This is a genomic window from Bradyrhizobium sp. 191 (assembly GCF_023100985.1).
Taxonomy (GTDB): domain Bacteria; phylum Pseudomonadota; class Alphaproteobacteria; order Rhizobiales; family Xanthobacteraceae; genus Bradyrhizobium; species Bradyrhizobium diversitatis.
This window is the reverse complement of record NZ_CP064692.1, coordinates 5,144,376-5,170,230: the sequence shown is the minus strand read 5'-3', so window position 1 is coordinate 5,170,230 and position 25,855 is coordinate 5,144,376. Positions and strand designations below refer to the sequence as shown.

Genomic DNA, 25,855 nt, shown 5'->3' with positions numbered 1-25,855 from the left:
GCGAGACGGATCCGGATTGTCAAAGGGCGCCGCTAGGCCGGCGCCGCGCGACAGCCGTCGAGGAACAAGGCCGTGCAGGTCTGCACCCGGCGCTCGATCTGCTTGCGTGACGGCAAAGGCAGGCCGCCATAAATCGCCGCGCGCTGCGGCGCCGATGCGACCATACCGATCAGCATACCGGCGGCTTCCTCGGCATCCTCGATCACGATGCGCTTGCGCCTGACCTGGACGCGCAACCAGCCGGCGAGGGCCGTCACGGTGCGGGAGATGCCGTTCCTGTAGAAGTTCGCTGCGAGATCGGGAAAGGCAGCCGATTCCTGCAGCACCATGCGCTGCAACGCCACGACCTCCGGATCGAGCGCGAGATCGGCGCAGGCGAGCAGCGCGGCGCGCAAGCCGGTTTCGATATCGACCTCATTGCTTCCCTGCAGGTCGACGGCGGAGAGCAATCGCTCCAGCCGGTCGGCGCACATCGCCTCGAACAGCGCAGCCTTGCCCGGAAACAGCCGATACAGCGTCCTGGTCGAGATGCCGGCGCGGCGCGCCAGCTCTTCGGTGCTGGTCGCCTCATAACCGTCGCGGGCAAAGGCGTGCCGTGCGGCGTCGAAGACGATCCGCCTGGTCTCGTCGTCGCTGCGGACCGGTGGCCGCCCGCGCGGACGAACTTCGCTGTCCAATCTTGCCTGAGCCATGCCTTTAAATGACGCCTGTCATTCCATTGACAATTCCAAGGCTAGTCTCATTTTGGAAATTATCAAGTTTCCTAATTCAGGGGAGCCGGCCATGACCGTCCACACCACCCCATCCGCTGCCGCCCAGGCTGCTGTGACAGCAACCGCCCTAGAGGGCGTCCTGCCCGCCGCGCCGGCCCACGTGAGCCACGAAAAACCCAACCTTCGCAAGCTGTTGCTGATGGCGGCCGCGGCCGCCGCGCTGGCCGGCACCAGCTGGTACGGCTACGATTACTGGACCGTCGGCCAGTACCTCGTCTCCACCGACGACGCCTATGTGAAGGCCGACAACACCACCATCGCGCCGAAGGTCAGCGGCTATCTCAACCACGTTCTGGTCGCCGATAACGAGCATGTGAAAGCCGGCCAGGTGCTGGCCCGGATCGACGACCGCGACTTCAAGGTCGCGCTCGACCAGGCTCGCGCCGACGTCCAGGCGGCGAACGCGGCGGTCGTCAGCAAGGCGGCACAGCTCGAGGTTCAGCAAGCCGTGATCACTGCCGCCAGGGCGACCATCGATGTCGACACGGCCGCAAAGACCTTCGCGCAGCAGGAAAACAAGCGCTACACGGATCTCGCCAGGACCGGCTATGGCAGCGTGCAGAACGCGCAGCAGGCCCAGGCGCGCGACGCCGGCGCGGACGCCGCGATCGCGCGCGATAGCGCCAACCTCATCTCCGCGCAGAAGCAGGTCGATCTCCTCAAGGCCGAGATCGCGCAAGCCAAGGCCACCGCCGCGCGCGCAGCCGCGATCCAGCAGCAGGCGGAGCTCAATCTCGGCTACACCAGGATCGTCTCGCCGATCGACGGCGTCGTCGGCAATCGATCCTTGCGCGTCGGCCAGTTCGTGCAGGCGGGTACGCAGCTGATGTCGATCGTGCCGACCGATGCCGCCTATGTCGTCGCCAATTTCAAGGAAACGCAGCTCACCCATGTGCGGGCGGGACAGGCCGTCGATATCGAGGTCGACATGTTCCCGGGCCAGGTCCTGCATGGTCACGTCGATTCCATCTCGCCGGCCAGCGGCCAGGAATTCGCGCTGCTGCCGCCCGACAACGCCACGGGCAATTTCACCAAGGTGGTGCAGCGCATCCCGGTCAAGATTGTGCTCGACGACAAGTATGGGCCTGCGATCGCGCTGCGGCCCGGCATGTCCGTGATTCCCACCATTGCAACACGTTCGACCGCGCCGGCCGCGAATGCGGCCGTGACGCCCAAAGCAAAGCTCGTCTCCGGAGGGTCGTGCCATGTCAAACAGCCTCTCAATCTCGACGCAAGCAACACCGGCCGCGACGCCTGATCGCGCCGCGAGCGATCCCGACCGCGCGAGCCTCGCAACCTGGATCGCCGTGCTCGCCGCCATGATCGGCTCGTTCATGGCGATCCTGAACATCCAGATCACCAATGCCTCGCTGGCCAATATCGAAGGCGGCATCGGCACCGGCGCCGACAACGGTTCCTGGATCTCGACGTCGTATCTCATCGGCGAAATCATCGTGATCCCGCTGACCGATTATTTGAGTCGCGTGTTCACGTTCCGCCGCTACATGCTGGCGAGCGCAACGCTGTTCGCGGCGTTCTCGGTCGCCTGCGCCTTCACCCATGATCTCCCGTCGATGATCGCGATGCGCGGCCTGCAAGGCTTTGCCGGCGGCGTGCTGATCCCGATGGCCTTCACGCTGGTCCTGACCAAGCTGCCGAAACCGCAGCAGCCGGTCGGGCTCGCCATCTTCGCGCTGTCAGTCACCTTTGCACCGGCAATCGGCCCGACCATCGGCGGCTATCTCACCGAGACCTATGGCTGGCGCACCATCTTCTTCGTCAACGTGATCCCGACCGCCGTGATGGTCGCTGCACTCTATTTGACGCTGGAGCGGCAGAAGATGCAGCTTGGTCTCCTGAAGGAAGGCGACTGGGCCGGCATCGTCACCATGGCGATCGGCTTGTCGGCGCTGCAAGCCGTGCTCGAGGAAGGCAACAAGGACGACTGGTTCTCCTCCCCTTTCATCGTCAAGCTGGCGATCGTCGCAGCCGTCAGCCTGACGCTGTTCGTCGCGATCGAGCTCAGAATCGAAAAGCCGCTGATCCGGTTGCGCCTGCTGACGCAGCGCAATTTCGGCTTCGGCACCGTCGCAATGACCATGGTCGGCTTTGCGCTGTTCGGTTCGGTCTACATCCTGCCCGCCTATCTCGGCCAGGCGCAAGGCTACAACTCCGAGCAGATCGGCAACGTGCTGGCCTGGACCGGCCTGCCGCAACTCGTGCTGATCCCGCTGATTCCCAGGCTGATGCAGCGCTTCGACACGCGCTACATCGCCATCACCGGCCTTCTGATCTTCGCCTATAGCTGCTTCATGAACACGGCGATGTCGCCGGACTATGCCGGTGACCAGCTCTGGATTCCGAACATCGTGCGCGCGGTCGGCCAGGCCATGGTGCTGACGCCACTGACCTCGGTGCTGTCAGGCGGCATCGCGCCGCAGGATGCTGCCGCGGCCTCCGGCATCAGCAACATGTTCCGCAATCTCGGCGGCGCGATCGGAACGGCGACCCTCGCGACGATCATCACGAAGCGCGAGCAGTTCCATTCCAACATCATCGGACATTCGGTCACGCTCGGCCGCGAGGAGGTCCGCAGCCGCATCGCCCAGATGACGGACTATTTCATGGCCCACGGTGTCCCCGATCCCAACGCCGCACGCGAGCAAGCCATCATCGCGCTCGGCAAGACCGTAAAGCGCCAGGCCCTGGTGATGGGCTATTCCGACACCTTTGCGGTGATCGGCGCCGTGCTGGTCCTCGCCGCGATCGCAGTGCTGCTGACGCGGCGCGTGAAGGCAGCAGGTGGGCCCGCGCATTAGCTGGAGGTCGTCGTGCCCGGGGCTTGTTCCGGGCATCCACGTCAGCCGTGCGGCGTGACAAGAGCGCGCTGGCCGCAGCGAGCCCGGCCATGACGCTGCGGCAACCATCCGTGCCTCACGGCGCACAGGTAAAGCTCGATGCCTCCGTCACCGCACCCGCCTTGTAGTGCGGCCAGGCCGGCCAGCGGCACAGCGGCAGCGCGCGCAGCGTCGCGAACGACGGCGCCTCGACCTTCTGCTCGCTGACTTCGAGATCGCCGGGCGCCTTGCCGTTCTCGACCCAGTCGACCAGCACGCTCAGCATGTCGACATTGGCCGGCGCGCCGGAGCCGACATGGTCGACACCGGGCGCGGTGTAGAGCCGCGCGAATTCCGCCGTCTCGGCCTTGCCCATCTTGCGTTCGACGCTTTCGAAATAGCGGATGCCGGCATAGGGGCTCTGCGCATAGTCGGCCATGTGCTCGAGCATGATCACACGGCCGCCGCGCATCCGGAAACGGCTGAGGTCGGGATCGGTCGAATCCATCAGCTTCGAGACCTCGAGCAGCCGCGTCTTGTGGTGCTCCACGTTGTAGGTGGTGACATCGAGCTTCGGATCGCGCGCGAAGACATATTGAATGCCGCCGGCTCCGTAGATCCAGGCGATGCCGTTGTTGGGCGCAGGCGGCTGAGCCGGCGGCGCGGTGCCGAGCCACCACGCGACCCAGCCGCCGGTCGGCCCGATTGCCGGCGTGTCCTCGCCCGAGACGCCCCAGCCCGGATAGTCGTCGAGACCATTGGCGAGCGCGAATGGAAATTTGTAGGTTGCATGCAGCGTGTTGATCGCCTTGATCTGGGGATCGGTGAGGCACTGATCGCCGCTCTGGCCCGCCGCGCAGCGCAGCGTCTCGACCTTGAATGCCGCCTTGCAGGCGACCGGATCCTGCACCAGCGCATCGTCGGAGCCGTCGGCCTTGTCGCAAGCCGCCCGCACGGCATCGCCGACCAGCTTCACCTGCGCCGGATTGATCCAGCCCTCGCCCATGGTCACCAGCCCCGAGCGCGTTCCGGCATGCTGCAAGCCGACCCAGTTGATGACAGGCACCCGCGCGAAGATCCCGTCGAAATCATCGGGGTAGCGCTGCGCCATGGTCAGGCCTTCGCGGCCGCCTTCGGACGAGCCCATGAAGTACATCTTGTCCGGCTTCTTGCCATAGGCGCGCTGCATCAGGGCGACGGCCGCGTCGCGCACCTTCTTGTAGGCGCGATGGGCGAAGTTCTCGAAGGCCTCGTCGTTCAGCGCAAACAACTGCGGCGGCTCGCCCGGCCTGGATTCGTGGCCGGAGTCCGTGCCGTAGGTGACGAAGCCACGCGCGAGCGGCGACGGCTTGTCGAAGGGATAGGCCGGCGGCAGCGCAAGGCCGGTGATCAGCACGCCGTTGAAACCGCCGCCGCCATATTGCAGCGAGCGGCCGTTCCATTCGACGGGAAGGTTGACCTGGAATCTGATCGGCGGCGCCTTGGGATCGGTGGGGTCGATATGGCCGAGCACCTTGCAGAAGGCAGGATTGGCGGGCGTGATGCGCCCTGACGGCGTCGGGCCGCGCTCGGCAACAGCGAGAGTCGATGGCGGCTGAAACGTCGCGGCATCGATCTTCACGGCATCGGTGCCGCCGACCAGCCCCTTGCAGACCGTCTCGGCATCCTCCGCCAGCGTCACCGCCAACGCACCACTCGCGCTCATTGCGGCCGCAGTGCCTACGAGCCATGCACACGGCTTCGCTCTGTTTCGCTTCATCGTTTCCACCCGGCTTGTTCTGTTGCATTCGGAAGTTGGCCGCATTCAATGCAACCATCGCCCGTCCGTCAATCGCTGACGCCGGCTTTCCGTCAGAACGAGCCCAGCGCAGTGCCCAGGGCGATCACCGCCACCAGCGCCAGGAGCGAGGTCACGATGCCCACCATGACGATGTCGAAATAGCTGTCACGATGTGTCAGGCCGCAGATCGCGAGCAGGCTGACCACCGCACCGTTGTGCGGCAGGATGTCCAGCGTGCCCGCGCCGATCACCGCCACGCGATGCATCAGCGCAAGGTCGATGCCGGTCCGCGCGGCAAGCTCGACGTAGGTCGGGCCGAGGGCGTCGAGGGCGATAGTCAGGCCGCCCGATGCCGACCCTGTCAGTGCGGCCAGGATATTGGTCGCGACGGCGAGCGAAACCAGCGGTCCTCCTTCGATCGCCAGCACCCAGTCGCGCACGATCGTGAACGCCGGCAGCGAGGCCACGACGGCGCCGAAGCCGACGAGGCTGGCGACGCTGAAAGCAGGCAGGACCGACGCATTGGCCCCGGCGTCCATGGTCCGGCGCAGCGCCGGCAGGCGCGCCCAGTTCAGCGCGATGGTCGTGACGATGGCGGCAGCCAGCGCCACCGCGACCGACCACACGCCTGCAACGGCTGCAAGCGTCGTGTCACCAAAGCGTTGCTCGGCGAGATAGCTGACATCGAGCCGCGGCAACACCACCAGCGACATCACCAGATTGACGGTCACGACGACGACGAGCGGCGCCATGGCGTTCAGCACGGGCGATGGCCGCTCGCTGCGATGACCGTGCTGTAGCTCCGCCGGATCGAACTCGCGGGCAGTCGTCGCGCGCTCGCGCACGAGCTCGTCGGCAGCGGCCTGCTCGATCGCGCCCTCGGCATCGTCGCCATAGCCTTCTCCAGCGCGGCGCGCCGCAGCTTCAGCGCGATGCAGCCACCACAATCCGGAGCCGAGCATGATGAGCGAGGCGACGATGCCGAGGCCCGGCGCGGCAAACGGCGTCGTGCCGAAGAACGGCATCGGGATCGCATTCTGGATCGACGGCGTGCCGGGCAGGGCCGACATGGTGAAGGTCGACGTTCCCAGCACGATCGCGGCCGGGATCAGACGACGCGGAATCGAAGCGGCACGAAACAGCGAGCGTGCCATGGGAACGATGACGAAGAACGCAACGAACAGGCTGACACCGCCATAGGTGACCAGCGCGCCGGCGAGCACGACCGCCAGGATCACGCGCCGGTCGCCGAGACGCTCCGCCATGAAGCCGGCGACCGACGTCACCGCACCGCTGTCGTCCATCAACTTGCCGAAGACGGCGCCAAGCAGAAAGATCGGAAAGAACTGCGCCAGAAATCCCGCCGCGTTCACCATGAACACCTGGGTCAGGTTCGCGAGCAGCGGCTCACCGCCGAACAACGCGGCAATCAGTGCGGCGAACGGCGCGAGCAGCAGGACGCTCCAGCCGCGGAAGGCGAACAGGACGAGCAGGCCGAGCCCGACGAAGAGGCCGAGGAGACCCATGCGTCAGCACTCCGACAGCAGGACATCGAGATCGGCGGTCGAACGATGGCCGATCTCCGCGCCGTGCTCGGCGAGGAAGTTGTCCGCAGCCATGCGCCCCTCGGCGCGCAGCATCGAGACGAACTCCCACTCCGCGTTGAGCTTCGAGGAGGCCCCGAACTTCGCCAGCATGTCGCTCTTGACCCGGTGTGTGCGCATCTTCGCCCAGCGTGCGCCCTCGCCGCTGCCGGGGTCCGCCGCCTGGCGCAGCAGTGCGATCATGCGCAGCTCCTTCATCAGCGGCGAGTTGAATGAGATTTCGTTGACCCGGTTGAGAATCTCCGCAGCCGTCCGCAGCTCCTCCAGCCGCTCGGTCGGATTGATCTGGACGAGAATGGTGTCGTGCGCGTCGCTCTCCCGAACCAGCGGCGTGATCGTCGGGTTGCCGGCAAAGCCGCCGTCCCAATAGGGCTCGCCGTCGATCTCGATCGCGCGGAACATGGTCGGCAGGCAGGCCGATGCCAGCAGCACATCCGCCGTGATCTCCGCGTTGCGGAAGATACGGCCGCGCCCGGTGCGTACCCTGGTCGCGGTGATGAACAGCTGGATCGGCGAGCGCGCGAGGCGTTCGAAATCGATACTCTCGGCCAGCACCGCGCGCAGCGGATTGTAACCGGTCGGATTGAGGTCGTAGGGCGACAGCACACGCGACATCAAATCGGTGAGGACGTAGAAGGGCGACGTATCGAGGGTCCAGCGCCCCATCAAGCGGTCGAGCGGAGAGCGTTGTAGCGGGCTGAAGGTCGCGGCCTTCGAGACACGGCGCCAGTATCGGTCGAGCGCCTCGCGCGCGCCCTCGGCGCCGCCGGCCGTCCAGCCGTCCGCCAGAACCGCCGCGTTCATCGCGCCTGCGGAGGTTCCGGAGATTGCGGCGATCTCCAGCCATTTCTCTTCCAGAAGACGGTCGAGCACACCCCAGGAGAAGGCGCCGTGCGAACCGCCGCCCTGAAGCGCGAGATCAATCAGTACGGCGTTCCGTTCCATGGCGGACACTCACGCAACTGAAGCTCAAATTCGACGCGATTTTTGACCGGGCCGAATTCGACGACAGTGTGGGAGTAGTTGCTACAAGTTGCAACCGGAACGTGGGTGGTCCAGAGCTATTTGACGCGTTTTCTTTATATCCACGTCGCTCGAAAAGGCTTTAGTGCTCGAACACCAGCCGCGCGCCGATGGTGCCGTCGAGGGCGCGGATCTGCTGGAGCAGTTCGCCGGAGTCCTGGCCGCCGAGATCGGCGTCGAGCACGACATAGCCGAGGTCGCCGGCGGTCTCCAGATATTGCGCGGCGATGTTGATGTCGCGCTGGAGGAAGACCTCGTTCAGCCGCCGCAGCATGCCCGGCACGTTGCGATGGACATGGCTGAAGCGCGCGCCGGAGGGGCGAAGATGCAACTGCACTTCGGGGAAATTCACCGCGCCCATGGTCGAGCCGGTGATGAAATAGTCGACCAGCTTGCGCGCGACCTCGCCGCCGATCCGCTCCTGCGCCTCTTCGGTCGAGCCGCCGACATGCGGCGTGAGAATGACGTTCTCGAAGCCCTGGACCGGGCTCTTGAAGCGTTCCGCGTTCGACGAAGGCTCGACCGGAAACACGTCGATGGCTGCGCCGGCGAGGTGACCGTCGCGCAAAGCGCCGGCAAGCGCGTCGAGATCGACCACGGTGCCGCGGCTGTTGTTGATCAGGAACGAGCCAGGCTTCATCGTCCGCAGCTCCTTCTCGCCGATCATGCCCGCGGTCTCCGGCGTCTCCGGCACGTGCAGGCTGACGACGTCACTCTGCGCCAGCAGCTCTTCGAGCTTCTCGACCGGCTCAGTGTTGCCGTGACGGAGCTTGTCGGTGCGGTCGAAGTAGATCACGCGCATGCCCATGGCTTCGGCCAGCGTCGAGAGCTGCGAGCCGATATTGCCGTAGCCGACGATGCCCAGCGTGCGGCCGCGTACCTCGCGGCTGCCGGTCGCCGACTTGTCCCAACCGCCCTGATGGGCCGACACCGAGCGCGGAAAGATCCGCCGCAGCAACATCACGATCTCGCCAATCACGAGCTCGGCGACGCTGCGCGTATTGGAGAACGGGGCATTGAACACGGGAATGCCACGCTTGCGCGCAGCCAGGAGATCGACCTGGTTGGTGCCGACGCTGAAGCAGCCGACGGCTAGAAGCTGGTCCGATGCCGCGAGCACCTCATCGGTGATCTGGGTCCGCGAGCGGATACCCAGCAGCGATACGCCCTTGATCGCCTGCCGCAAATCCTCGCCGTCCAGTGCCTTGGTCAGCCGCTCGACATTGGTGAAACCCGCGCTCCTGAACAGGTCCACGGCACTGTCATTGACGCCTTCGAGCAGCAGCGCCTTGGCGCTTCGCTCAGGGCTTTGGCCTGGGGCTGACATGGAATCTCCGTAAGTCACAGCTTTGCCGCAGCTCATAGACCGTGGAGGATGTGCAGCACAATAGGGGTCGGATACGGGGAGAAGATGGCAGGAGCCCGTGCGCTTGGCATCCCACCAGCTCCGCCGTTCCCGCGCTCACAGCAGCCGTCCCGTCATCCCTGCGCAGCGGCGAAGTCGCCGACGGTGCGAGTGGCGCGATGCTTGGCATCGCGCCGGGAGCCTCGAAGGATGAACGGTCCCGATGCAGCCGGGCGTCGCCCTTCGAGGGCCGCTGAAGGAGCGGCCACCTCAGGGGTGACGGTGATAAATCAATGCGAGCGGCAAGGATCACGGCTCGCTCGCCGTCAAATCACATAAAACCCATGCGTGCCGTCGCGGCGGAGTTGCTCGACGAGGCCGTATTCCCAGTCGAGATAGGCCTGCATCGCAGCTTCGGCCACATCAGTGCCTTCATAGGGCCGGCGGTAGCGGTGTGCCGGATCCGGCTTCGGCAGGACATGCGGCGGCCCGACGTCGAGCGCACCGTCATAGCCGCCCTCGAGCACATAGACTTCCCAGCCCATCTGCGCCAGCCAGGACGCCGTCATGTCGGCGCGGATGTTCTTGTCGTCGGTCAGGAGAATGCGCGCGCCGCGCACGGGCGCGGCCATGTCGGTTTCCTGGACGAGCTGGCCGCCAGGATAATGGCGGAAACCGGGGAGATGGCCGGCCGCATAGTCCTCGGCGTCGCGCACGTCGAAACGATAGAGCGTGCGATTGGTCTGCGCAGCAAGCGCCGACATCTCGTTCGCACCGATACGGCGAACACCTGCGCGGTAGGCAACATCGCGGGCATTGGCCGGTCCGCCCTCGAATGGCCCGATCGCGCCGCGCCTGTCAGCGCCGTGATCAAGCGTATGCCGCGCCAGCGTCCAGCCGATCGTGCCATTGCGCAGTGCGCGCACCTTGTTCGGCGCGCCGGCATTGATCAGCGACTGGGTGCCGATGATCGAGCGGGTGCGGCCGGCGCAGTTGACGATGATCGTCGTCTCGGGATCGGGTGCGGCCTGCCCTGCCCGCAACACCAGCTCCGCGCCGGGCACGCTGACCGAGCCCGGGATGTTCATGGTCGCATATTCGTCGAAACGGCGGACGTCGAGGATGGCGATGTTGGCCTTGTCGGCGATGAGCCTTGCCACCTCGTCGGCGCTCAGCGAGGGCGTATGGCGACGCGACTCGACCAGTTCGCCGAACGCCTTCGAGTAGGAATTGACGTCCTCGAACACCTCGAAGCCCGCATCGCGCCACGCCTTCAGCCCGCCGTCGAGTGCGCCGACATTGGTGTAGCCGAGTGCGGCCAGACGCTCGGCACCGGACGCGACCAGCCCCTCGCCGTCATCATAGAGCACGATCGGCACATCCTTGCGCGGCAGCCGGACCTCGGCCTCGACGGCGATCCGGTCCACCGCCATATTGGCGGCGAAGAGCGGATGGCCGGTCGCGAAGGCCGCCTCGTATCTGAGATCGAGCAACGCGATCTCTTCGCGCAACAGCAGCGCACGGCGGATGTCGGCGGGGGTGACAGTCGGAAGCTTCATGGCATGGACCTTGAGGACAGAGCCAGGAGCTTTTGAACCATTGCGGCGGTGTTGACCAGCGATATCGGAGAACAGGACAATGGCGCGGAGATCGGGCTAGTCGCACTCGAATGTCGCGACGACCTGCGAGAAGTCGCGTTGATCAAGAGCATCCCGACCGATCCAGAAATGAAGCACACCGCCAATGTTGGAGTGCCAATTGAAGAAAGCAAGATCACCCTGAATCTGAAGCAACAGCACGTCCTCCAGGTGCGCCTCGGTCGCATCTTGCGGGCCGCTGCCGTATCCCAGCATCTGATGAAGCGCAGTTCTGAAGTGGCGGTGCTTGCCATCGTCCACGGTTGGCGTCTTCCAGTGATTCTGCCGCGCCAGATTCGCGACGTAGCTGGACGGGGCGTGGTCGGAGATATCGACGTCCTGAGTCGCCATGCAACGGATCGTATGGTTGATGGCGTTGCCGAGGTCGTGCGCGATTGTACCCGCATATGTGGGCACCTGCCCGTCCAGCTTCTCGTAGGCATGCACAATCTTGAACCACCAGGATCTGAAGCTCGCCTTTGTATCCGGATCAACGTCGTCCATTGGGGTAAGCGCCCGACAGCGCTCGAGCCACCCGATTGCACCAGCGCGTAGCCGCTTCAATTCAACAGTTGCTTCGTCGGTGAGCGGCTTGCCATAATATCCACGCGTCAGATCGCGTTGGACGTGCGACAATACCGACCGGACCACATAGGTGATGAGGAGCCAGTTGAAGGGCCAATCCTCGTCCTTCTCGTATTCGGACGCAGCTCTGAATTGAAGCAGATCATTCTCGTGCGCCTCCCCCGGACCCAGCGCCCTACACAATTCTTTGACCATAAGCGCCCCTCCGACGGCGTCCTCCCGGAAGTAGAAGTCGCGGAACGGTCGGAAGGAGACCGGATACTTGAACTCGACCCTGGAATGAAGATCGAGGTTGGGGTCGAGCCATCTGACCTGGGAATCACCGTCGGTGCCTGCCAGCGGCATCAGGTCTGGCGGTGGCGCGCGGTTGGGATACACGCCACCGTCCGTCGGGCTATACAGTACGCGACAAGGTGGATGTCCTTCGCCAACAAACACGGAACTACAGAAGAAATAAAGGGTGCCTCGCGTCGGAAGCGGCGACCAGCCGGCCCCAGGCACTTCAGCCAGGTCAATTTGAGCTACGAATGTAAGCGCAACCGTTTCCGGCTTTTCATTGGCCATGACCTCTGCCGTCGGCCAATCAAATTTCGGGGGCAGCTTGGGGAGCCCGCCGAAAAAGCTCCGCGCCGGGTGCGCGAGCGGCACGGGCAGATCGCTGCGTCTGACCAGCACCGCAGGCAGCGCCGTCTCCTCGATTTCGTCTTGCTCGGATCGCGCCATCGATCACCCCGACTTTCGCATGGACTTCGTCAATCGAACCATTTGTGGAGAGTTCAGACAAGTCGCTCCGATCCGCTGTGTGCGGCAGGCGTTGTTTGCACCGGCTGCGGATGAGCTATCGGCGGCGCGTGGCGCGGCGGCTAGTGCATCACTGTCATTCGCCGGGAACGAGCCGCCCGAGCGGCGGCTGCGCCGGGCGGCGCAGCTTGCGGCGCGACAGATAGAGCAGGATTCCCGTGACCGAGAACAAGGGCATCAAGACGGCGGCAATCATGAAGGCGAGCTTGCCGGGCCATCCCAGGATCGCACCGCGATGGATGTCGTAGATGGCCGCGATGATCTTCTCGCCGAAGGTCTTGTCGGCATAGCGCTCGGCGGAGACCATCTGCCCGGTGACGGCATCGATGCGGAATTCGTCGCGCGTGGTCTCGAGCAACGACGCCTTCCCCCACGACCGGATGCGGATCGTCGTGCCCTGCGCCGGCAGCGTCAGCAACGCCTTGGAGAAGCGGTCGCCCTCCTCGCGCTGGAACGTCGTCCAGGCCTGATCGAATCCGATCGGCGGCGCCGGCTGGGAGCTGGCCGTACGCGTCGGCTTCGCGGACATCTTAGGCTGTATCTTCTCGGCGGCGGCGTGCGGACGCGCGAGCAGCCAGGTCACGCCGTCCTTGTACCATTCGAAGGAGAAATACAGCCCGGTGAGCGTTATCGCCAGATAGACCGGCAGGACCCAGGTGCCGATCACGGCATGCAACGACCGGTGCAGTCCGCGGCCGCTGAGCCCGAGATTCGGCTTCAGCCACATCTTCACGCTGCCGCCCCGGCGCGGCCAGCGCAGCACGAGGCCCGAGACCAGCATGACAATGAGGCCGAGTGCGATCGTGCCGGTGATCGGGCGTCCCCAGCCCTTGCCGTCACCGGGAATGAGCAGCCACCGGTGCAGCCTGCGCACCGTTGCGAAGAACGCCTCGCCGCGCGGCGAACCCAGCACGCGCGCATCGTAAGGATCGACAAAGAGCGAGGCCGGCCTTCCGCCGTTTTCATCCCGCGCGAAGCGGACATGGGCCGCCGCCGCCGGATCGCTCGACAGCGTGACGGCCGAGACCTTGCCGACGTCCTGCTCCGCCTTCAGCCGGGCGACCAACACGTCCGGCATCAGCGCCGGGATTTGACGCGGTGGGACCTGCATGATCCCGGCGTTGAGCTGGTCGACGATCTCGTCCTCAAAACTCATGATCGCGCCGGTCAGCGCGATCATGGACACCAGCAGCGCGAGGGCGAGGCCCGCGATGGAATGGACCTGGAACAGGACGGCCTTGACCGTATACCCGATCCGCACCGTCATCGCTAGAACTTCACCGTTGCCGACAGCGAGAACCGCCGCGCATCGCCGATGGCGACGTTCAGGGCATTCCCGGTGCTGGATGTATAGTAGAGCTTGTCGAACAGATTCTTGACATTGAACTGATACGTCACGGGCAGATTATCGATCTTCGTGTCGTACGTCGCAAAAATGTCCGCCACGGTATAGGCCGGCATGAAGAACGTGTTGGCAGAGTCGCCCGCCCGATCGCCGACATAATGCGCGCCGCCGCCCAGCCGCAGGCGTCCGGGGAGCCTGTCGCCGAAATCGTAGACGAGATAGAGCGAAGCCGTGTTCATTGGAACATTGAACAGCTTGGCATTGCCGACAACGGGATCATTGATCAGGCGTGCGTCGGTATAGCCGTAACTTCCGATCATGCTCCATTCGTCGGTCAGCCTGCCGGTCACGTCCAGTTCGACGCCGCGAGACCTGGCCGCACCGGACGTGCGCGCCGCCGACTTGCCGCCGCCGATGTCGTCCAGCACCAGCACGTTCTTCTTCTCGATGTCGTAGACCGCCAGAGTGCCCGACAGCCGCTTGTTGACGTCGAATTTCAGACCGGTCTCCCACTGCGTTCCCTCTTCGGGCGCAATGGTGGAATCGACGACGAAGCCGGCGGTGAACGGCGGGATGACCGATGTCGGCTTGAGCGACTGCGTATAGCTCACGTAGTAAGAGAGCTGGTCGTTGAGTTTGAAGATGACGCCGCCGAGCGGCAGCACCTTGTCGCCCGAAAGATTGGTGGCAGTGACGAAGAGGGGCCGGCCTTTTCCGGCGAGCTGCTCGTATTCCATCCAGCGCACACCGCCGACCACGGAGAGCCAATTGGTCAGGTGGAACGTGTCCTGCGCAAAGAAGCTTCGGGTGCCGAGTTTGTCGGTCTGCTCGCTGTCGGTTGCCGAAACGGTCGTGCCCGGCGTGACCAGCCCGTAGACAGGGTTATAGAAATTGAAGCTCTGCGTCGCCTGGCGAATCAAATCGTGGCGATCGATCGTACGATACAGCGCCTCGCCGCCGAACAGGATCTCGTTGCGGAAACCGCCCACCCAGACGTCGCCTTGCAGATAGGAGGTGCCGTAGCTGGCGTTGCTCAGCGAATTGCGCGTACCGTCGTTGCTGCGGGTTTCAACGCCGGTCGTGGCGTTGACGCTGGTGATACGAAGCTGGTTCGCGCTGAAAGTCTCGGTGTTGTAGCTGTAGGCCGCCGTGACCTTCCAATTGTCGTCGAGCTTCTGCTCGACGGAAGCCTGCACCAGGTCGGACGTGCCCCACATGTTGTTGAAGGGCTCGTCGAGCCGGCGCGTCTTCGGAATCGCCAGTGGAGCGCCTTTGACGAAGGCCGTGCCGCGGTCGAACGGATAGATGAATTCGCGGTGCTCATAGGTGAGCTGCACCGTCGTTGTGTCGCCGTACCAGGCCAGCGACGGGTTCACCAGCAATTCCCTGTGGCGGCCGAAATTGCGCCAATAGTCCTCGCTGACGCCATAGCCGATGAAGCGATAGGCAAGACCGCCGTCACCGATCGGACCGGTGATGTCGAGCGTGCCGTCGGCGCCGCTGCGGTTGTTCGCATAGGTCGAGCCGAGCAGCGTGACCGAACCGTGCTGATAGAGCTCCGGACGCTTGCTGATGGTGTTGACGATGCCGCCGGGATCCATGATGCCGTAGAGCAGCGAGGCCGGCCCTTTCAGCACCTCGACGCTTTCGACCGCGGGATTGAGGCTGCGGCCCTGCACCAGCGGCATGCCGTTGCGCATGATCGAGCCGTCGCGATTGTCGCCGAAGCCGCGACGGATCACGGCGTCCTGAGTGCCCGCAAGCGTGTTGGTCTGGGCGATCCCGCTGATGTTGACCAGCGCATCGTCGATGTTGCGCGGCAGCTGGTCCTTCAGCACCTGCTCGGGCACGACGTTGACGGTCTGCGAAGTATCAAGCGGCGATGCGCCGCTGCGCAGCGTGGTCGAACTCGGCATCGCGCGATAGCCCAGCTTTGCGGCCTGTTGCGCGGCGGCATCCGCGGCCGCGCGCTCCGAGAGCGTCGGCGCTGCGGGGGCGGTATTGCGATTGGGCTGGCGGCGAGCTGTCGTTTGCGTGCGGCGCGACGGCTGCCCGGATGCGCGGGCCGGCTTCGACCGCGGTGTTGAGGCCTCCACCGTCACCGGCGGCAGCGCCGATTGCGCCTGGGCGGTCGTCATGTTGGAGGGGCATTCGGCGAGCAGCACAGCTGCTGTGATGAGAAGACCGGCGCGGCTCTTGCCGGCTCGATGACGATGGCCGCTGGCGCATTGGCCATCCAGATAAGCACGCACGTTCGATTCACTTCCAAGTCAGACGCAGCATTGAAGCTGGCGCGTCTAACAGGCCCGGCGCGCGAGCGGAACCATAAGCGGACTTGAATCGCTCTAGTATTGAATGGTTCTAAGAAAGGATCGGCGCTGAACGGCAATCTCTAATGGCCGTCTCGCCGAGCGCGGCACGCAGCACGCGAATTCGCGGCGGCGCGTGGCGATCTTGCGCGGGCTCACGCGATGGCAGGCGCCATCAACGCGTCGAGCTTCCGCTTGAGCGCGGTGCCGTCGGACAACGCGCGGAGCGGGGGGCGCACGCGCAGCCAGCCTGTATCGCCGGTCTGAGCCGCAAGGATAGCCTTCAACGTCGCGACCAGAGACGGCGTCTTCACCACGGCATCCGCCGCTGCCTGCATGCGCGCCTCGACAGCCTTGCCGTCAATCATGCCCTTGACCAGCTCCGGCAGGAGGTTGGCCATGCCGCAAATGGTGCCGGCGCCGCCCGCGGCCATCGCGCGGGCGATGTCGGGCTCGTTGCCGACGGTGATGGCGAGCTCGGGCGCGGCCGCGCGGAATGCCTGGAACTGCTTGAAGTCGCCGCTGGAGTCTTTCAAGCCGGCGACCTGCTTGCCATAGCGCTTGCGCAAGTTCGCGGCGACCGTCGTCGGGATCGCGACACCCGACACCTGCGGGATGTGATAGAGCGAGGCGCGCAGCCGATCGTCGGCAACACCATCGATGATCGCGGCAAAGGCATCCTCGATGCCTTCGGGCGTGACGCTGCGATCGAAATAGGGCGGCAGCAGCAGCACGTGGCGCAGGCCGAGGCCGAGCACGGCGCGCGTCAGCGCGATGCTGTCGGTGATGGCGGGGAAGCCGCCGCCGACCCCGATGCGTTCCGGCGCGATGCCGGCCTTGAGCATGGCTTCGATCGTCGCGACGCGTTCGCTGGCATTGAACGAGGTGCCTTCGCCGGTGGTGCCGAACAGGACGACGCCGTCGACGCCCTTGCCGAAGAGTTGCTTGGTGTGGGCGGCGAGCCGGGCGTGATCCACGCTGCCATCGGCCGCCAGCGGCGTCGCCGACGCCACCCAGAACCCGCGAATTGCCTCCGTCATCACACCGCCCTTTGCAACCGTCCCGAACTAAGCCGCTGATCTCCAACGATCTTCTGCGCTTACTGGGATCCTGTTTTTGCTTTACTTTCCGCCTTGTACCTTACATACAAGGTGGATGCAAATCTCGGCGCCATGGGCGCTGCGGAAATATTGAGGAGGTCTCGCATGGACATGGTGACCCCCGCCGGACGGCGCGACCAACTGCTCGGCGCGTTGCGCGACAGGCTCGGCGCGGCCGCGGTGCTGACTGGCAGCGAGGTGCCCGCTCGCAATTGCAACGACTGGAGCGCGAGCCTGCCGCAGACGCCGCTCGCAGTGATCCGGCCGCTCGATGCGAAAGGCGTGGCCGATGCGATTGCGACCTGCCGGCAGGCGCGGCTTCCCTTCGTGCCGCAGGGCGGACTGACCGGGCTGTGCCGCGGCGCCTCGCCCGAAGCCGGCTGGGTGGCGATCTCGCTGGAGCGCATGACCGGCATCGAGGAGATCGATCGCGCCTCGATGACGATGACGGTGAAGGCGGGCACGCCGCTGGAGACCATCCAGAAGGCGGCCGATGAAGCCGGCTTCTTCTTTCCGCTCGATCTCGGCTCGCGCGGCTCCTGTGCGATCGGCGGCAATCTCTCGACCAATGCCGGCGGCAACCGCGTGATCCGCTACGGCATGACGCGCGAGCTGGTGCTTGGCCTCGAGGTCGTGCTGCCCGACGGCACCATCATCACCAGCCTCAACAAGCTGATGAAGAACAATGCCGGCTACGATCTGAAGCATGTGTTCATCGGCTCGGAAGGCACGCTCGGCATCATCACCCGCGTGGTGCTCAGGCTGTTTCCGAAGCCGCGCTCGACCATGGCCGCGCTCTGCGCGCTGAAGGACTACGATGCTGTGGTCGCGCTGCTGGACGCGGCGCGCGGCGGGCTCGGTCCGCTGCTGTCGGCGTTCGAGGTGATGTGGCCGGATTATTGGGACGTGATCACGAATCGCGCCGGGGTAAAGCCACCGGTCGCGCCAGGTCACGGGCTCTATGTGCTGGTCGAGGCGCAGGGCACCGACGAGAGCCTGGACGCACCGCGTTTCCAGAACTGGCTCGAGGAACTGATGGAAGGTGGGCTGCTCGCCGACGCCGCCGTGGCGCAGTCGCTGGCGCAGACGCAGGCCTTCTGGCGCGTGCGCGACATCTGCGCTGAGTTCGGCCAGGTGCTGGGGCCGCACATCTCCTACGACATCGGCCTTGCGGTGGCGCGAATGGACGAGTTCGCCACGCGCTGCAAGGCCGCGCTCGCCTCCGGCATCAAGGGCTGCGAGAGCGTCTATTACGGCCATATCGGCGATGGCAATCTGCATCTCGTCTCCTGGGTCGCCGGCCTCTCGGTCGCGCAGCAGCCGAAGGAGGAGATGGACGCGATCATCTACGGTCTCGTCAGAGACATGGGCGGCAGCGTCTCCGCCGAGCACGGCATCGGCACGCTGAAGAAGCAGTGGCTGGGCCATGCCCGGAGCGAGGCCGAGATCGCGCTGATGCGGACGCTGAAGGCGGCGCTCGATCCCGATCACCTGCTCAATCCCGGCAAGGTGATCTGAGCGCGCCATGCGATCGCTCAAGCTCGATACGCCGAAATCGCTGTCGCAGCGCGTGATGCTGCGACTGCGCCAGGCCATCATCGACGGCGAGTTCGCGCTTGGAGCGGCCATCTCCGAGGAGATGGTGGCCAATTCCTTCGGCGTCAGCCGCACGCCGGTGCGCGAGGCGATGGGCCAGTTGCAGGCGCAAGGCCTCGTCGTGATCCGGCCGCAGGTCGGCAGCTTCGTGTTCACGCCGAGCGCCGAGGACATCGATGCGCTCTGCACCTTCCGCATCGCGCTGGAGCCCAGGGCGGCCGAGCTGGCCTTTCGTCACGATCGCGACGGTGCGCTTGCGGCCATGAGCGCGGCGATCGCAGCGATGGAGCCGGCCGTCGCGGCAAAGGACAACATCGCCTATGGCCGCGCCGACGCCGCCTTCCACGAGGCGCTGTTCACCCATTGCGGCAACCGCTACCTCGCCGAATCCTATCAGCTCGTCTCCGGCCGCGTCGCCGCGCTCCGCACCAATCTGACCTCGCCGATCGACGTGCGCACCCGCACGTCCTTCGACGAGCACCGCAAGCTGCTCGATCTGTTCGCGCGCGGCGATTTCGTCGCCTTCGGCGAATTGATGACGACGCACATCACGAATTCGGGAATGGTCTATGCCACGGCGCTGAAGGCGGATTGAGCGCGTCTACCGCTCCTCCTTCGATCCCGGCCTGTCCAGAAAATCCAGCGCGGTGTTGATCTGCTCGAGCTGGTGCTCGATTCTATCGCGGTCCTCGACCGATGGCGCCTTCTCGAGCTGTTCCACGAGCTTCTGCTTCCGCAACAGCAAGTTCTCTATGACCGTACCCACGATTCCCCCATCGCCAGAGGCGACGTCACGGACGCCGAAACGATGCGCGCACAACCGGGCCCGCGTCGAACCCGTAGCCAGAATGCCCGCGGGCGCGGTTGGTTCCTGCGGCCACATCCGATCGGCGCCGGAACCGCATCATCGGCACAGCGAGCGGTTGAATTCGCCCGCCCCCGGCCCTATGCGTAGGCGCCATGGACACCCAGATGATCACCGCCGAAAAGCCGCTGATGGCCCGGGCGCAACCGCGCAAGCCGGCGCCGTTCCTGCCCATGAGCCGCGCCGAGATGGATGCGCTCGGCTGGGACGCCTGCGACATCGTGCTGGTGACCGGGGACGCCTATGTCGACCATCCGAGCTTCGGCATGGCCATCATCGGCCGGCTTCTGGAGGCGCAGGGCTTTCGGGCCGGCATCATCGCCCAGCCGGACTGGCACTCGGCCGAGCCCTTCAAGGCACTCGGCAAGCCAAAGGTGTTCTTCGGCGTCACCGGCGGCAACATGGACTCGATGGTGAACCGCTACACCGCGGACCGCCGCATCCGCAGCGACGACGCCTATACGGCCGGCGGCGAAGGCGGCAAGCGGCCGGACCGCTGCACGATCGTCTACGCCCAGCGTTGCCGCGAGGCGTTCAAGGACGTGCCGATCGTGCTCGGCGGCATCGAGGCCTCGCTGCGCCGGATCGCACATTACGACTACTGGTCCGACAAGGTGCGCCGCTCCGTGCTCGCCGACGCCAAGGCGGACTTGCTGCTCTACGGCAACGCCGAGCGTGCCGTCGTCGAGGTCGCTAGCCGCCTCGCCGCCGGCGAAGCGCCGCGCGAGCTCGACGACATCAGGGGCGTCGCGCTGTTCCGCAAGGTCCCTGCTGACTACACGGAGCTGCACGCCGACGACCTCGATTCCGCCGACGAAGGCGCATCGCGCCAACGCGGACCGACCGTGATCCGCCTGCCCGCGCTGGAGCAGGTCGAGCACGACAAGGAAGCCTATGCCCGCGCCTCGCGCGTGCTGCACCGGGAGAGCAATCCCGGCAACGCGCGGCCGCTGGTGCAGCGTCATGGCGACCGCGATCTCTGGCTCAACCCGCCGCCGATCCCGCTGACCAGCGAGGAGATGGACGCGGTCTACGACCTTCCTTACGCGCGCGCACCGCATCCGTCCTATGGCGATGCCAAGATCCCGGCCTGGGACATGATCAAGTTCTCGGTCACGATCATGCGCGGCTGCTTCGGCGGCTGCACTTTCTGCTCGATCACCGAACACGAAGGCCGCATCATCCAGAACCGCTCGGAGGGCTCGATCCTGCGCGAGATCGAGAAGATCCGCGACAAGACGCCGGGCTTCACCGGCGTCATCTCCGACATCGGCGGCCCCACCGCCAACATGTACCGGATGGCGTGCAAGGACCCGAAGGTCGAGGCCGCGTGCCGGCGGCCGTCCTGCGTCTTCCCCGAGATCTGCCCGAACCTCAACACCTCGCATGACGACCTGATCCGGCTCTATCGCAAGGTGCGCGAGACCAAGGGCATCAAGAAGGTGATGGTCGCCTCCGGCGTGCGCTACGACCTCGCGGTGGAGAGTCCCGAATACATCAAGGAGCTCGTCACCCATCACGTCGGCGGCTATCTCAAGATCGCGCCCGAGCATACCGAGCGCGGGCCGCTCGACAAGATGATGAAGCCGGGCATCGGCGCCTACGACAAGTTCAAGCGGATGTTCGACGAGGCGGCCGAGCGCGCCGGCAAGAAATATTACCTGATCCCCTATTTCATCGCGGCGCATCCGGGCACGACCGACGAGGACATGATGAACCTCGCGCTCTGGCTGAAGAAGAACCGCTACCGCGCCGACCAGGTGCAGACCTTCCTGCCCTCGCCGATGGCGACCGCGACCGCGATGTACCACACCGGAGTCAATCCGCTGCGCGGCGTGCGCCACGGCGGCAGCGACAAGGTCGAGGCGATCAAGGGCCTGCGCCAGCGCCGCCTGCACAAGGCCTTCCTGCGCTATCACGACCCCGACAACTGGCCGGTGCTGCGCGAAGCCCTGATCGAGATGGGCCGCCGCGACCTGATCGGCTCGCAGCCGCACCAGCTCGTCCCCGCGCACCAGCCGCCCGGCACCGGCAAGGCCGCCGGCACGCGGCGACCGGTCCGTCCTGGCGGCAAGACGCAGCGGTTCACGACCAAGGGCCTGCGGGTGATGAAGTAGCGCGCGAGAGCCGGGTTTGGCCCGGTTCGGCGGCGCTTTCGCACCTTCCAAAACAAAAGTTCGAAAACAACCCCATGCACAGTAGCCGGGGGCAGCAAGATCAACGGCTTGCGGGCGCGATGAGATCGGCGCGGTCGCCGAGCGCAAATCGAGGCAGGATCTCCCCCGGGAAACGGTCAATTTCCGTTTTTACGAAATTTGCTTGATTGTCGGGCAAAACAGGCGTATGATGCCACCATCGCGGAACGTGGGTGATCGAGGGCTAACCGCACCTGGTCGTCGCCACGCCTTGCCCGATCGAGCGCGATCTCGTCGAACGACCGTTACGCATTGCTGATTTTACGAATACACTGCGCCGTCGGGCAAATCAGGAGCAGAATGGCAGCATCGGAAGGACCGGGTCAGGACGCCCCTTCCGTTGCTCAGTGCCAGCGTCGTCGAGATCACGACCGCGTCACGCGCGCAATCCGCTCCGCGGATCGACGCATTGCAGGGGATGGCGCTCCTGATCGCATGATCACCTTGCAGTCCAGCAAAAGCCTGCGATACCCGCTGCTGGCTTTGCCCTAGCTGCACGGCGCTTAAGGTGCTCGCCGCTGGTGACCCATCTACGAAGTTGTGTGGGGTCTGGCGGAGGTCCGCTCATCGCGGCAGAGCGGATCAGATTTGCTAAACCTTGGTTCTTCGGATTTTGACCCAAAAGCGGTCATGATGCGCTGCTATCGTCGAATCCGGGACGGCCACTTTGCTTCGGTGCAAGGGTAACGATATCGACGATGCGCCTAAAGGAAATTGCGTGCTTCTCCAAAATATTTCTCGACAATATCGCTTAAGTAGGAGCGCTCAGCCGAGCTGACGGCGCAGCGCCGCGTAAGAGTCCGTTCGGTCCGCATCCAAAATCGCGGCACGTCCTAGTCTCTCGTCGATGACGGCAACGGCATCCGCCGTCTTCAGCACGTCGGCGAGCGCCGTATCAGCCTGCACGCCTGTGCGGTGATCGTGCGCCGCGATCGCGTGCTGAGCCTCAACGGGAATGTTGTCGCCGAGCCAGCTGACGGTGACGAGTCCGTGCTGACTCCAGTTGTTGGACGTGTGGAAGTAATCGAGATCATGGCATAGCCCAACGACCTCCCACAGATCAGCGGAGGCGGAAAAGGTAGGAGCAAGCTCCCGCATGATGTGAGCTACAAAACGCGAGTGATTGGCTCTTGGCGTGTCACCCAAGTACTGTTTGACCAAGAAGTCCGCATCAACGACCGTCAGCATTCTTCGCTCCGATCAGCCAAGACACTGGGTTTGAGCCGTAGGTCAGCTTCAATTGAGAGATCCGATGATGTCCGCTACAGTTGCAACCTTGGCAATTTTCCCGTCCATATAGTCTAGCGACACACGCTCGTGCAGCTCGTTGTTAGAGCCAACGCATTCCCTGGCAATGACTACACGATAGTCTCGCTGGTAAGCGTCGATTGCCGCCATTCGAACGCAAGCGTGCGTATTAACCCCGCAGAGCACCAGTTCGCCGGGATCAATCTTGGCCAGAGCCTCGTCAAGCGGAGTTTTGAAGAAGGCGCTATAACGCTTCTTAACGAACGTGAGATCAGTAGATCGCCAATCAAGCTCCCCGTGCAACATTGAACCGCGCGTTCCCTCGATGGCGACGGCGATGCCTTTATCGCGCATCTCCAAGAACGCGTCGCTCAAATCTGGACGGAACTCCTGTCGTATCCATATGATAGGCAAGTCGAACCGCCTAAAGTTCTCGATCATCAAGTTTGTGTTGCCAACCAGCCGATCTACCCTCTCGGTCACACAGCGATCGAGAAAATCATTGAGCATGTCGATTATGATGAGACAGCGCTTTGGCATTGGAAACATCCAGTTTAGAAGCTCCTATTTTAGACCAGAATTATCGGGTGAGTAAGGTCGTACGTCCGCGGTGAATCAAAACTGATGCGGCCCGGCAGCGGGGCGAGGTCAGCTGTCGGATAGGCGACATCGGTCAGGCCTTGAGCTAGTGTGAACCCATGCGACAGGCAGTGCCCAGTCTCTCAGGCTCAAACGTCATAGTCAGAATGGTTCGTCCCGAGGACCGCGACGGCTTTTTCGCGTTGCAAGGGGATTTAGAAATACACGAAATGTTCGGAGGAAGCCGCGACACCTTTCGCGTCATGACTCGAGAGACCGCGGATTCCATGGTAAAGCGACTGACGGATCATCCGTTTGCATGGGTGATTGAGCATGGATCAAGAGTCATCGGCGAAGCCCGGCTAGATCGCGTTGACGTGCAAGATCGGCGCGCATCGTTTGCCATTGGCATTCTTGACCCACACTGCCTGGGACGGGGCATCGGAACAGAGGTTATGCGCCTCGTCCTGCGCTTCGCCTTCGAGCAGTTGAAACTGCATCGTATATCGGTGCGAGTACTTGCTTACAATTTGAGAGCTATTCGTGCCTACCAGAAGTGTGGCTTCGTCATCGAAGGTTATGAGCGAGAGGCGGCGTTTGTGAACGGCCACTGGCACGATGATGTGATTATGGGCCTGCTCGATCGAGAGTTTCGCTGAACGCCTTTTTGTCGTCACCTTAATCCGGCGCGCGGAGAGTAACCTTGCAGCAAACGGTGATCATTCACATCTGTTCATCCGCGTTGTGGGCAGCTGCTAAGCACAGCGAGTATCGCTGTGCTTCGCTGGAGAGCCAGGGCTTCATTCACTGCTCAATGCCCGATCAGGTCATTGAAGTCGCGGATTACCTATTCCGAGGCCATCGCGGTCTCATACTGTTGGTCATCGATCCGGATCGTGTGATCGCGCCTATTCGGTATGAAGACGCGGGTAATGGGAAACTGTACCCACATATATATGGCCCTCTTAATTCGAGCGCCGTTCTTGCGGTAGAGCCATTTGAGCCAAACGCCGACGGAACGTTCGATCTACCGCCACGCCTTAGGTAGCTATCAAAAGATGTCGGCTTCCGGTTAAGGGCTGCCCTTAGGCAGCCCCACGCCGACATTCCGCTCTGCTCTCGAGAGCGGGCAACCCGAAGCGATAGTCAGCTAAGGGTCAAAATCGGCGGTACAGACCGCTGCAATCAGTTTCCGCTCTACACCCGACGGCCGGCGCCCCACCGACCATTGCGCTGGGCAGCGATGGGCCAATACCAGACTGACCGGCGCTCTTGTCAATCGCACCTGTACTGGCTCGGAGCTGGTTGCAAACCTAACCCCGAAGTCGTTAGCTGGCACCTGCCCTGCGGAGACGATGACAATGGCGTCGCCGCGACGACTGACTTTTGATCTTGATCTCGATCGTGTTCGAGCGATTGTTCGTGATCTCGACACAACTCTTGATCCCGTTAAGATTAGCCGCCTTCATGGTGGCAGCACCGAGGTCTATCGTATCGACCTGGAGGGGGAGGCAGACCCGCTGGTGCTCAAGATCTACGACGACGAGCCGGCATGGGCACGGCCAAAGAGGCGCTAATTGCCGGCCTCATTCCGAGCGAAGTTGGAGTCGCGATCCCGCGCTGGTTACGTGTCGACGAACGGCGCCTCCATATGCCGCTCCGGTTCGCGCTGATGACGTGGCTGCCGGGCGAGACAGTGCGCACGCTGATGGCCACCCTCGACATGACGCAAGTCTATCACCAGATGGGCGAGGTCTTAAGGCGTGTGCATCGCATCCCTATGAGCGCCTACGGCTACATCGGTGCGGACGGCGTGATTGCACCCGAACCCACCAACGATGCTTACATGCGTCGGGCTTTCGCGTCCGCTTTCCGGCAATTCCGTGACCTATGCGGAGACGCCAACCTCGCACGACGTTTGGAAATCGAAGCGCAGTCCCGCTTCGGACTTTTGGCTTGCAGCGCCGGCCCCGTTCTTTGCCATGACGATTTCCATCAGGGCAACGTGCTCGTGACGGGCAACGCGGCCGTTAACTTCCAAGTGTCTGGATTGGTCGATTTCGGCAACGCCCGTGCTGGCGACGCCCTGTTCGATCTGGCCAAGACGCTGATGTGCTCGACCCATGAGGACCAGCGAAGCCCGGAGGCACTCTTCGCAGGGTATGGCAAGATCGACCATCCGGATCCGATCGAGGCGATTTGGCTCTACACGCTTTCCATCGCGTAGGCATGT

The 25,855-nt window shown here is 64.1% G+C and carries 21 protein-coding genes; 8 read left to right on the top strand and 13 right to left on the bottom strand.

Going from position 1 to position 25,855, the window contains the following annotated elements:
• Positions 1-32: 32 nt before the first annotated feature.
• Positions 33-692 carry a TetR/AcrR family transcriptional regulator gene (locus IVB23_RS23980; RefSeq protein ID WP_247800294.1) on the bottom strand — a complete coding sequence of 220 codons (660 nt, stop codon included), beginning with the start codon at positions 690-692 and terminating at the stop codon, positions 33-35.
• A gap of 91 nt (positions 693-783) precedes the next feature.
• On the opposite strand from IVB23_RS23980, the gene IVB23_RS23975 reads away from it, so the two are divergent.
• Positions 784-2,031: an HlyD family secretion protein gene (locus tag IVB23_RS23975; RefSeq protein WP_247800293.1), complete on the top strand. Its 1,248-nt coding sequence runs from the start codon at positions 784-786 to the stop codon at positions 2,029-2,031.
• 61 nt (positions 2,032-2,092) lie between these two features.
• Positions 2,093-3,592, top strand: coding sequence for a DHA2 family efflux MFS transporter permease subunit (locus tag IVB23_RS23970; RefSeq protein WP_247804959.1), 1,500 nt, complete (start codon positions 2,093-2,095; stop codon positions 3,590-3,592).
• A 115-nt stretch (positions 3,593-3,707) separates the two neighbouring features.
• Here the strand turns inward: IVB23_RS23970 and IVB23_RS23965 are convergent, their stop codons facing one another.
• From IVB23_RS23965 to IVB23_RS23925, 9 genes are all read right to left on the bottom strand, one after another.
• Complete coding sequence (locus IVB23_RS23965) at positions 3,708-5,369, bottom strand: tannase/feruloyl esterase family alpha/beta hydrolase (protein ID WP_247800292.1); 1,662 nt, start codon at positions 5,367-5,369, stop codon at positions 3,708-3,710.
• Between the two features lie 92 nt (positions 5,370-5,461).
• Positions 5,462-6,916 (bottom strand): SLC13 family permease, encoded by a 1,455-nt coding sequence (locus IVB23_RS23960; RefSeq protein ID WP_247800291.1) that lies wholly within the window; start codon positions 6,914-6,916, stop codon positions 5,462-5,464.
• A 3-nt stretch (positions 6,917-6,919) separates the two neighbouring features.
• Positions 6,920-7,939, bottom strand: a complete 1,020-nt coding sequence (locus IVB23_RS23955) for a patatin-like phospholipase family protein (protein ID WP_061881203.1) — start codon at positions 7,937-7,939, stop codon at positions 6,920-6,922.
• 160 nt (positions 7,940-8,099) lie between these two features.
• Complete coding sequence (gene serA / locus IVB23_RS23950; protein WP_061881255.1) at positions 8,100-9,344, bottom strand: phosphoglycerate dehydrogenase; 1,245 nt, start codon at positions 9,342-9,344, stop codon at positions 8,100-8,102.
• 344 nt (positions 9,345-9,688) lie between these two features.
• A complete protein-coding gene (locus IVB23_RS23945) occupies positions 9,689-10,921 on the bottom strand; it encodes a rhodanese-like domain-containing protein (protein ID WP_247800289.1) in 1,233 nt (410 codons plus the stop codon).
• Positions 10,922-11,017: 96 nt separating this feature from the next.
• Positions 11,018-12,307 (bottom strand): DUF1963 domain-containing protein, encoded by a 1,290-nt coding sequence (locus IVB23_RS23940; RefSeq protein ID WP_247800287.1) that lies wholly within the window; start codon positions 12,305-12,307, stop codon positions 11,018-11,020.
• Positions 12,308-12,461: 154 nt separating this feature from the next.
• Positions 12,462-13,652, bottom strand: coding sequence for a PepSY-associated TM helix domain-containing protein (locus IVB23_RS23935; protein WP_247800285.1), 1,191 nt, complete (start codon positions 13,650-13,652; stop codon positions 12,462-12,464).
• A gap of 2 nt (positions 13,653-13,654) precedes the next feature.
• The gene (locus IVB23_RS23930) at positions 13,655-15,982 is read right to left on the bottom strand and encodes a TonB-dependent siderophore receptor (RefSeq protein ID WP_247800283.1); all 2,328 of its coding nucleotides are present in this window, start codon (positions 15,980-15,982) and stop codon (positions 13,655-13,657) included.
• A gap of 212 nt (positions 15,983-16,194) precedes the next feature.
• Complete coding sequence (locus IVB23_RS23925; RefSeq protein ID WP_247800281.1) at positions 16,195-17,079, bottom strand: dihydrodipicolinate synthase family protein; 885 nt, start codon at positions 17,077-17,079, stop codon at positions 16,195-16,197.
• A 165-nt stretch (positions 17,080-17,244) separates the two neighbouring features.
• On the opposite strand from IVB23_RS23925, the gene IVB23_RS23920 reads away from it, so the two are divergent.
• Together IVB23_RS23920 and IVB23_RS23915 are read left to right on the top strand one after the other, a co-directional pair.
• Positions 17,245-18,657, top strand: a complete 1,413-nt coding sequence (locus tag IVB23_RS23920) for an FAD-binding oxidoreductase (protein WP_247800279.1) — start codon at positions 17,245-17,247, stop codon at positions 18,655-18,657.
• Between the two features lie 7 nt (positions 18,658-18,664).
• Positions 18,665-19,330 carry a GntR family transcriptional regulator gene (locus IVB23_RS23915; RefSeq protein ID WP_247800278.1) on the top strand — a complete coding sequence of 222 codons (666 nt, stop codon included), beginning with the start codon at positions 18,665-18,667 and terminating at the stop codon, positions 19,328-19,330.
• A gap of 6 nt (positions 19,331-19,336) precedes the next feature.
• Here IVB23_RS23915 and IVB23_RS23910 read toward each other — a convergent pair whose 3' ends face one another.
• Complete coding sequence (locus tag IVB23_RS23910; RefSeq protein WP_197966529.1) at positions 19,337-19,501, bottom strand: hypothetical protein; 165 nt, start codon at positions 19,499-19,501, stop codon at positions 19,337-19,339.
• Between the two features lie 194 nt (positions 19,502-19,695).
• Between IVB23_RS23910 and IVB23_RS23905 the strand changes: the two genes are divergently transcribed.
• Positions 19,696-21,717: a YgiQ family radical SAM protein gene (locus IVB23_RS23905; protein ID WP_247800276.1), complete on the top strand. Its 2,022-nt coding sequence runs from the start codon at positions 19,696-19,698 to the stop codon at positions 21,715-21,717.
• Positions 21,718-22,560: 843 nt separating this feature from the next.
• Here IVB23_RS23905 and IVB23_RS23900 read toward each other — a convergent pair.
• The gene (locus tag IVB23_RS23900; protein ID WP_247800275.1) at positions 22,561-22,983 is read right to left on the bottom strand and encodes an HD domain-containing protein; all 423 of its coding nucleotides are present in this window, start codon (positions 22,981-22,983) and stop codon (positions 22,561-22,563) included.
• Positions 22,984-23,031: 48 nt separating this feature from the next.
• Positions 23,032-23,583, bottom strand: a complete 552-nt coding sequence (locus tag IVB23_RS23895; RefSeq protein WP_247800273.1) for a cysteine hydrolase — start codon at positions 23,581-23,583, stop codon at positions 23,032-23,034.
• 206 nt (positions 23,584-23,789) lie between these two features.
• On the opposite strand from IVB23_RS23895, the gene IVB23_RS23890 reads away from it, so the two are divergent.
• The 3 genes from IVB23_RS23890 to IVB23_RS23880 all read left to right on the top strand — a co-directional run bounded on the left by IVB23_RS23890 (position 23,790) and on the right by IVB23_RS23880 (position 25,849).
• Entirely contained in the window at positions 23,790-24,281 is a 492-nt protein-coding gene (locus tag IVB23_RS23890; protein ID WP_247800272.1) for a GNAT family protein, read from the top strand.
• A 702-nt stretch (positions 24,282-24,983) separates the two neighbouring features.
• Positions 24,984-25,199: a hypothetical protein gene (locus tag IVB23_RS23885; protein WP_247800270.1), complete on the top strand. Its 216-nt coding sequence runs from the start codon at positions 24,984-24,986 to the stop codon at positions 25,197-25,199.
• Entirely contained in the window at positions 25,175-25,849 is a 675-nt protein-coding gene (locus IVB23_RS23880; protein WP_247800269.1) for an aminoglycoside phosphotransferase family protein, read from the top strand. Before IVB23_RS23885 ends, IVB23_RS23880 begins: the two co-directional genes overlap by 25 nt.
• The last annotated feature ends 6 nt before the right edge of the window (positions 25,850-25,855 follow it).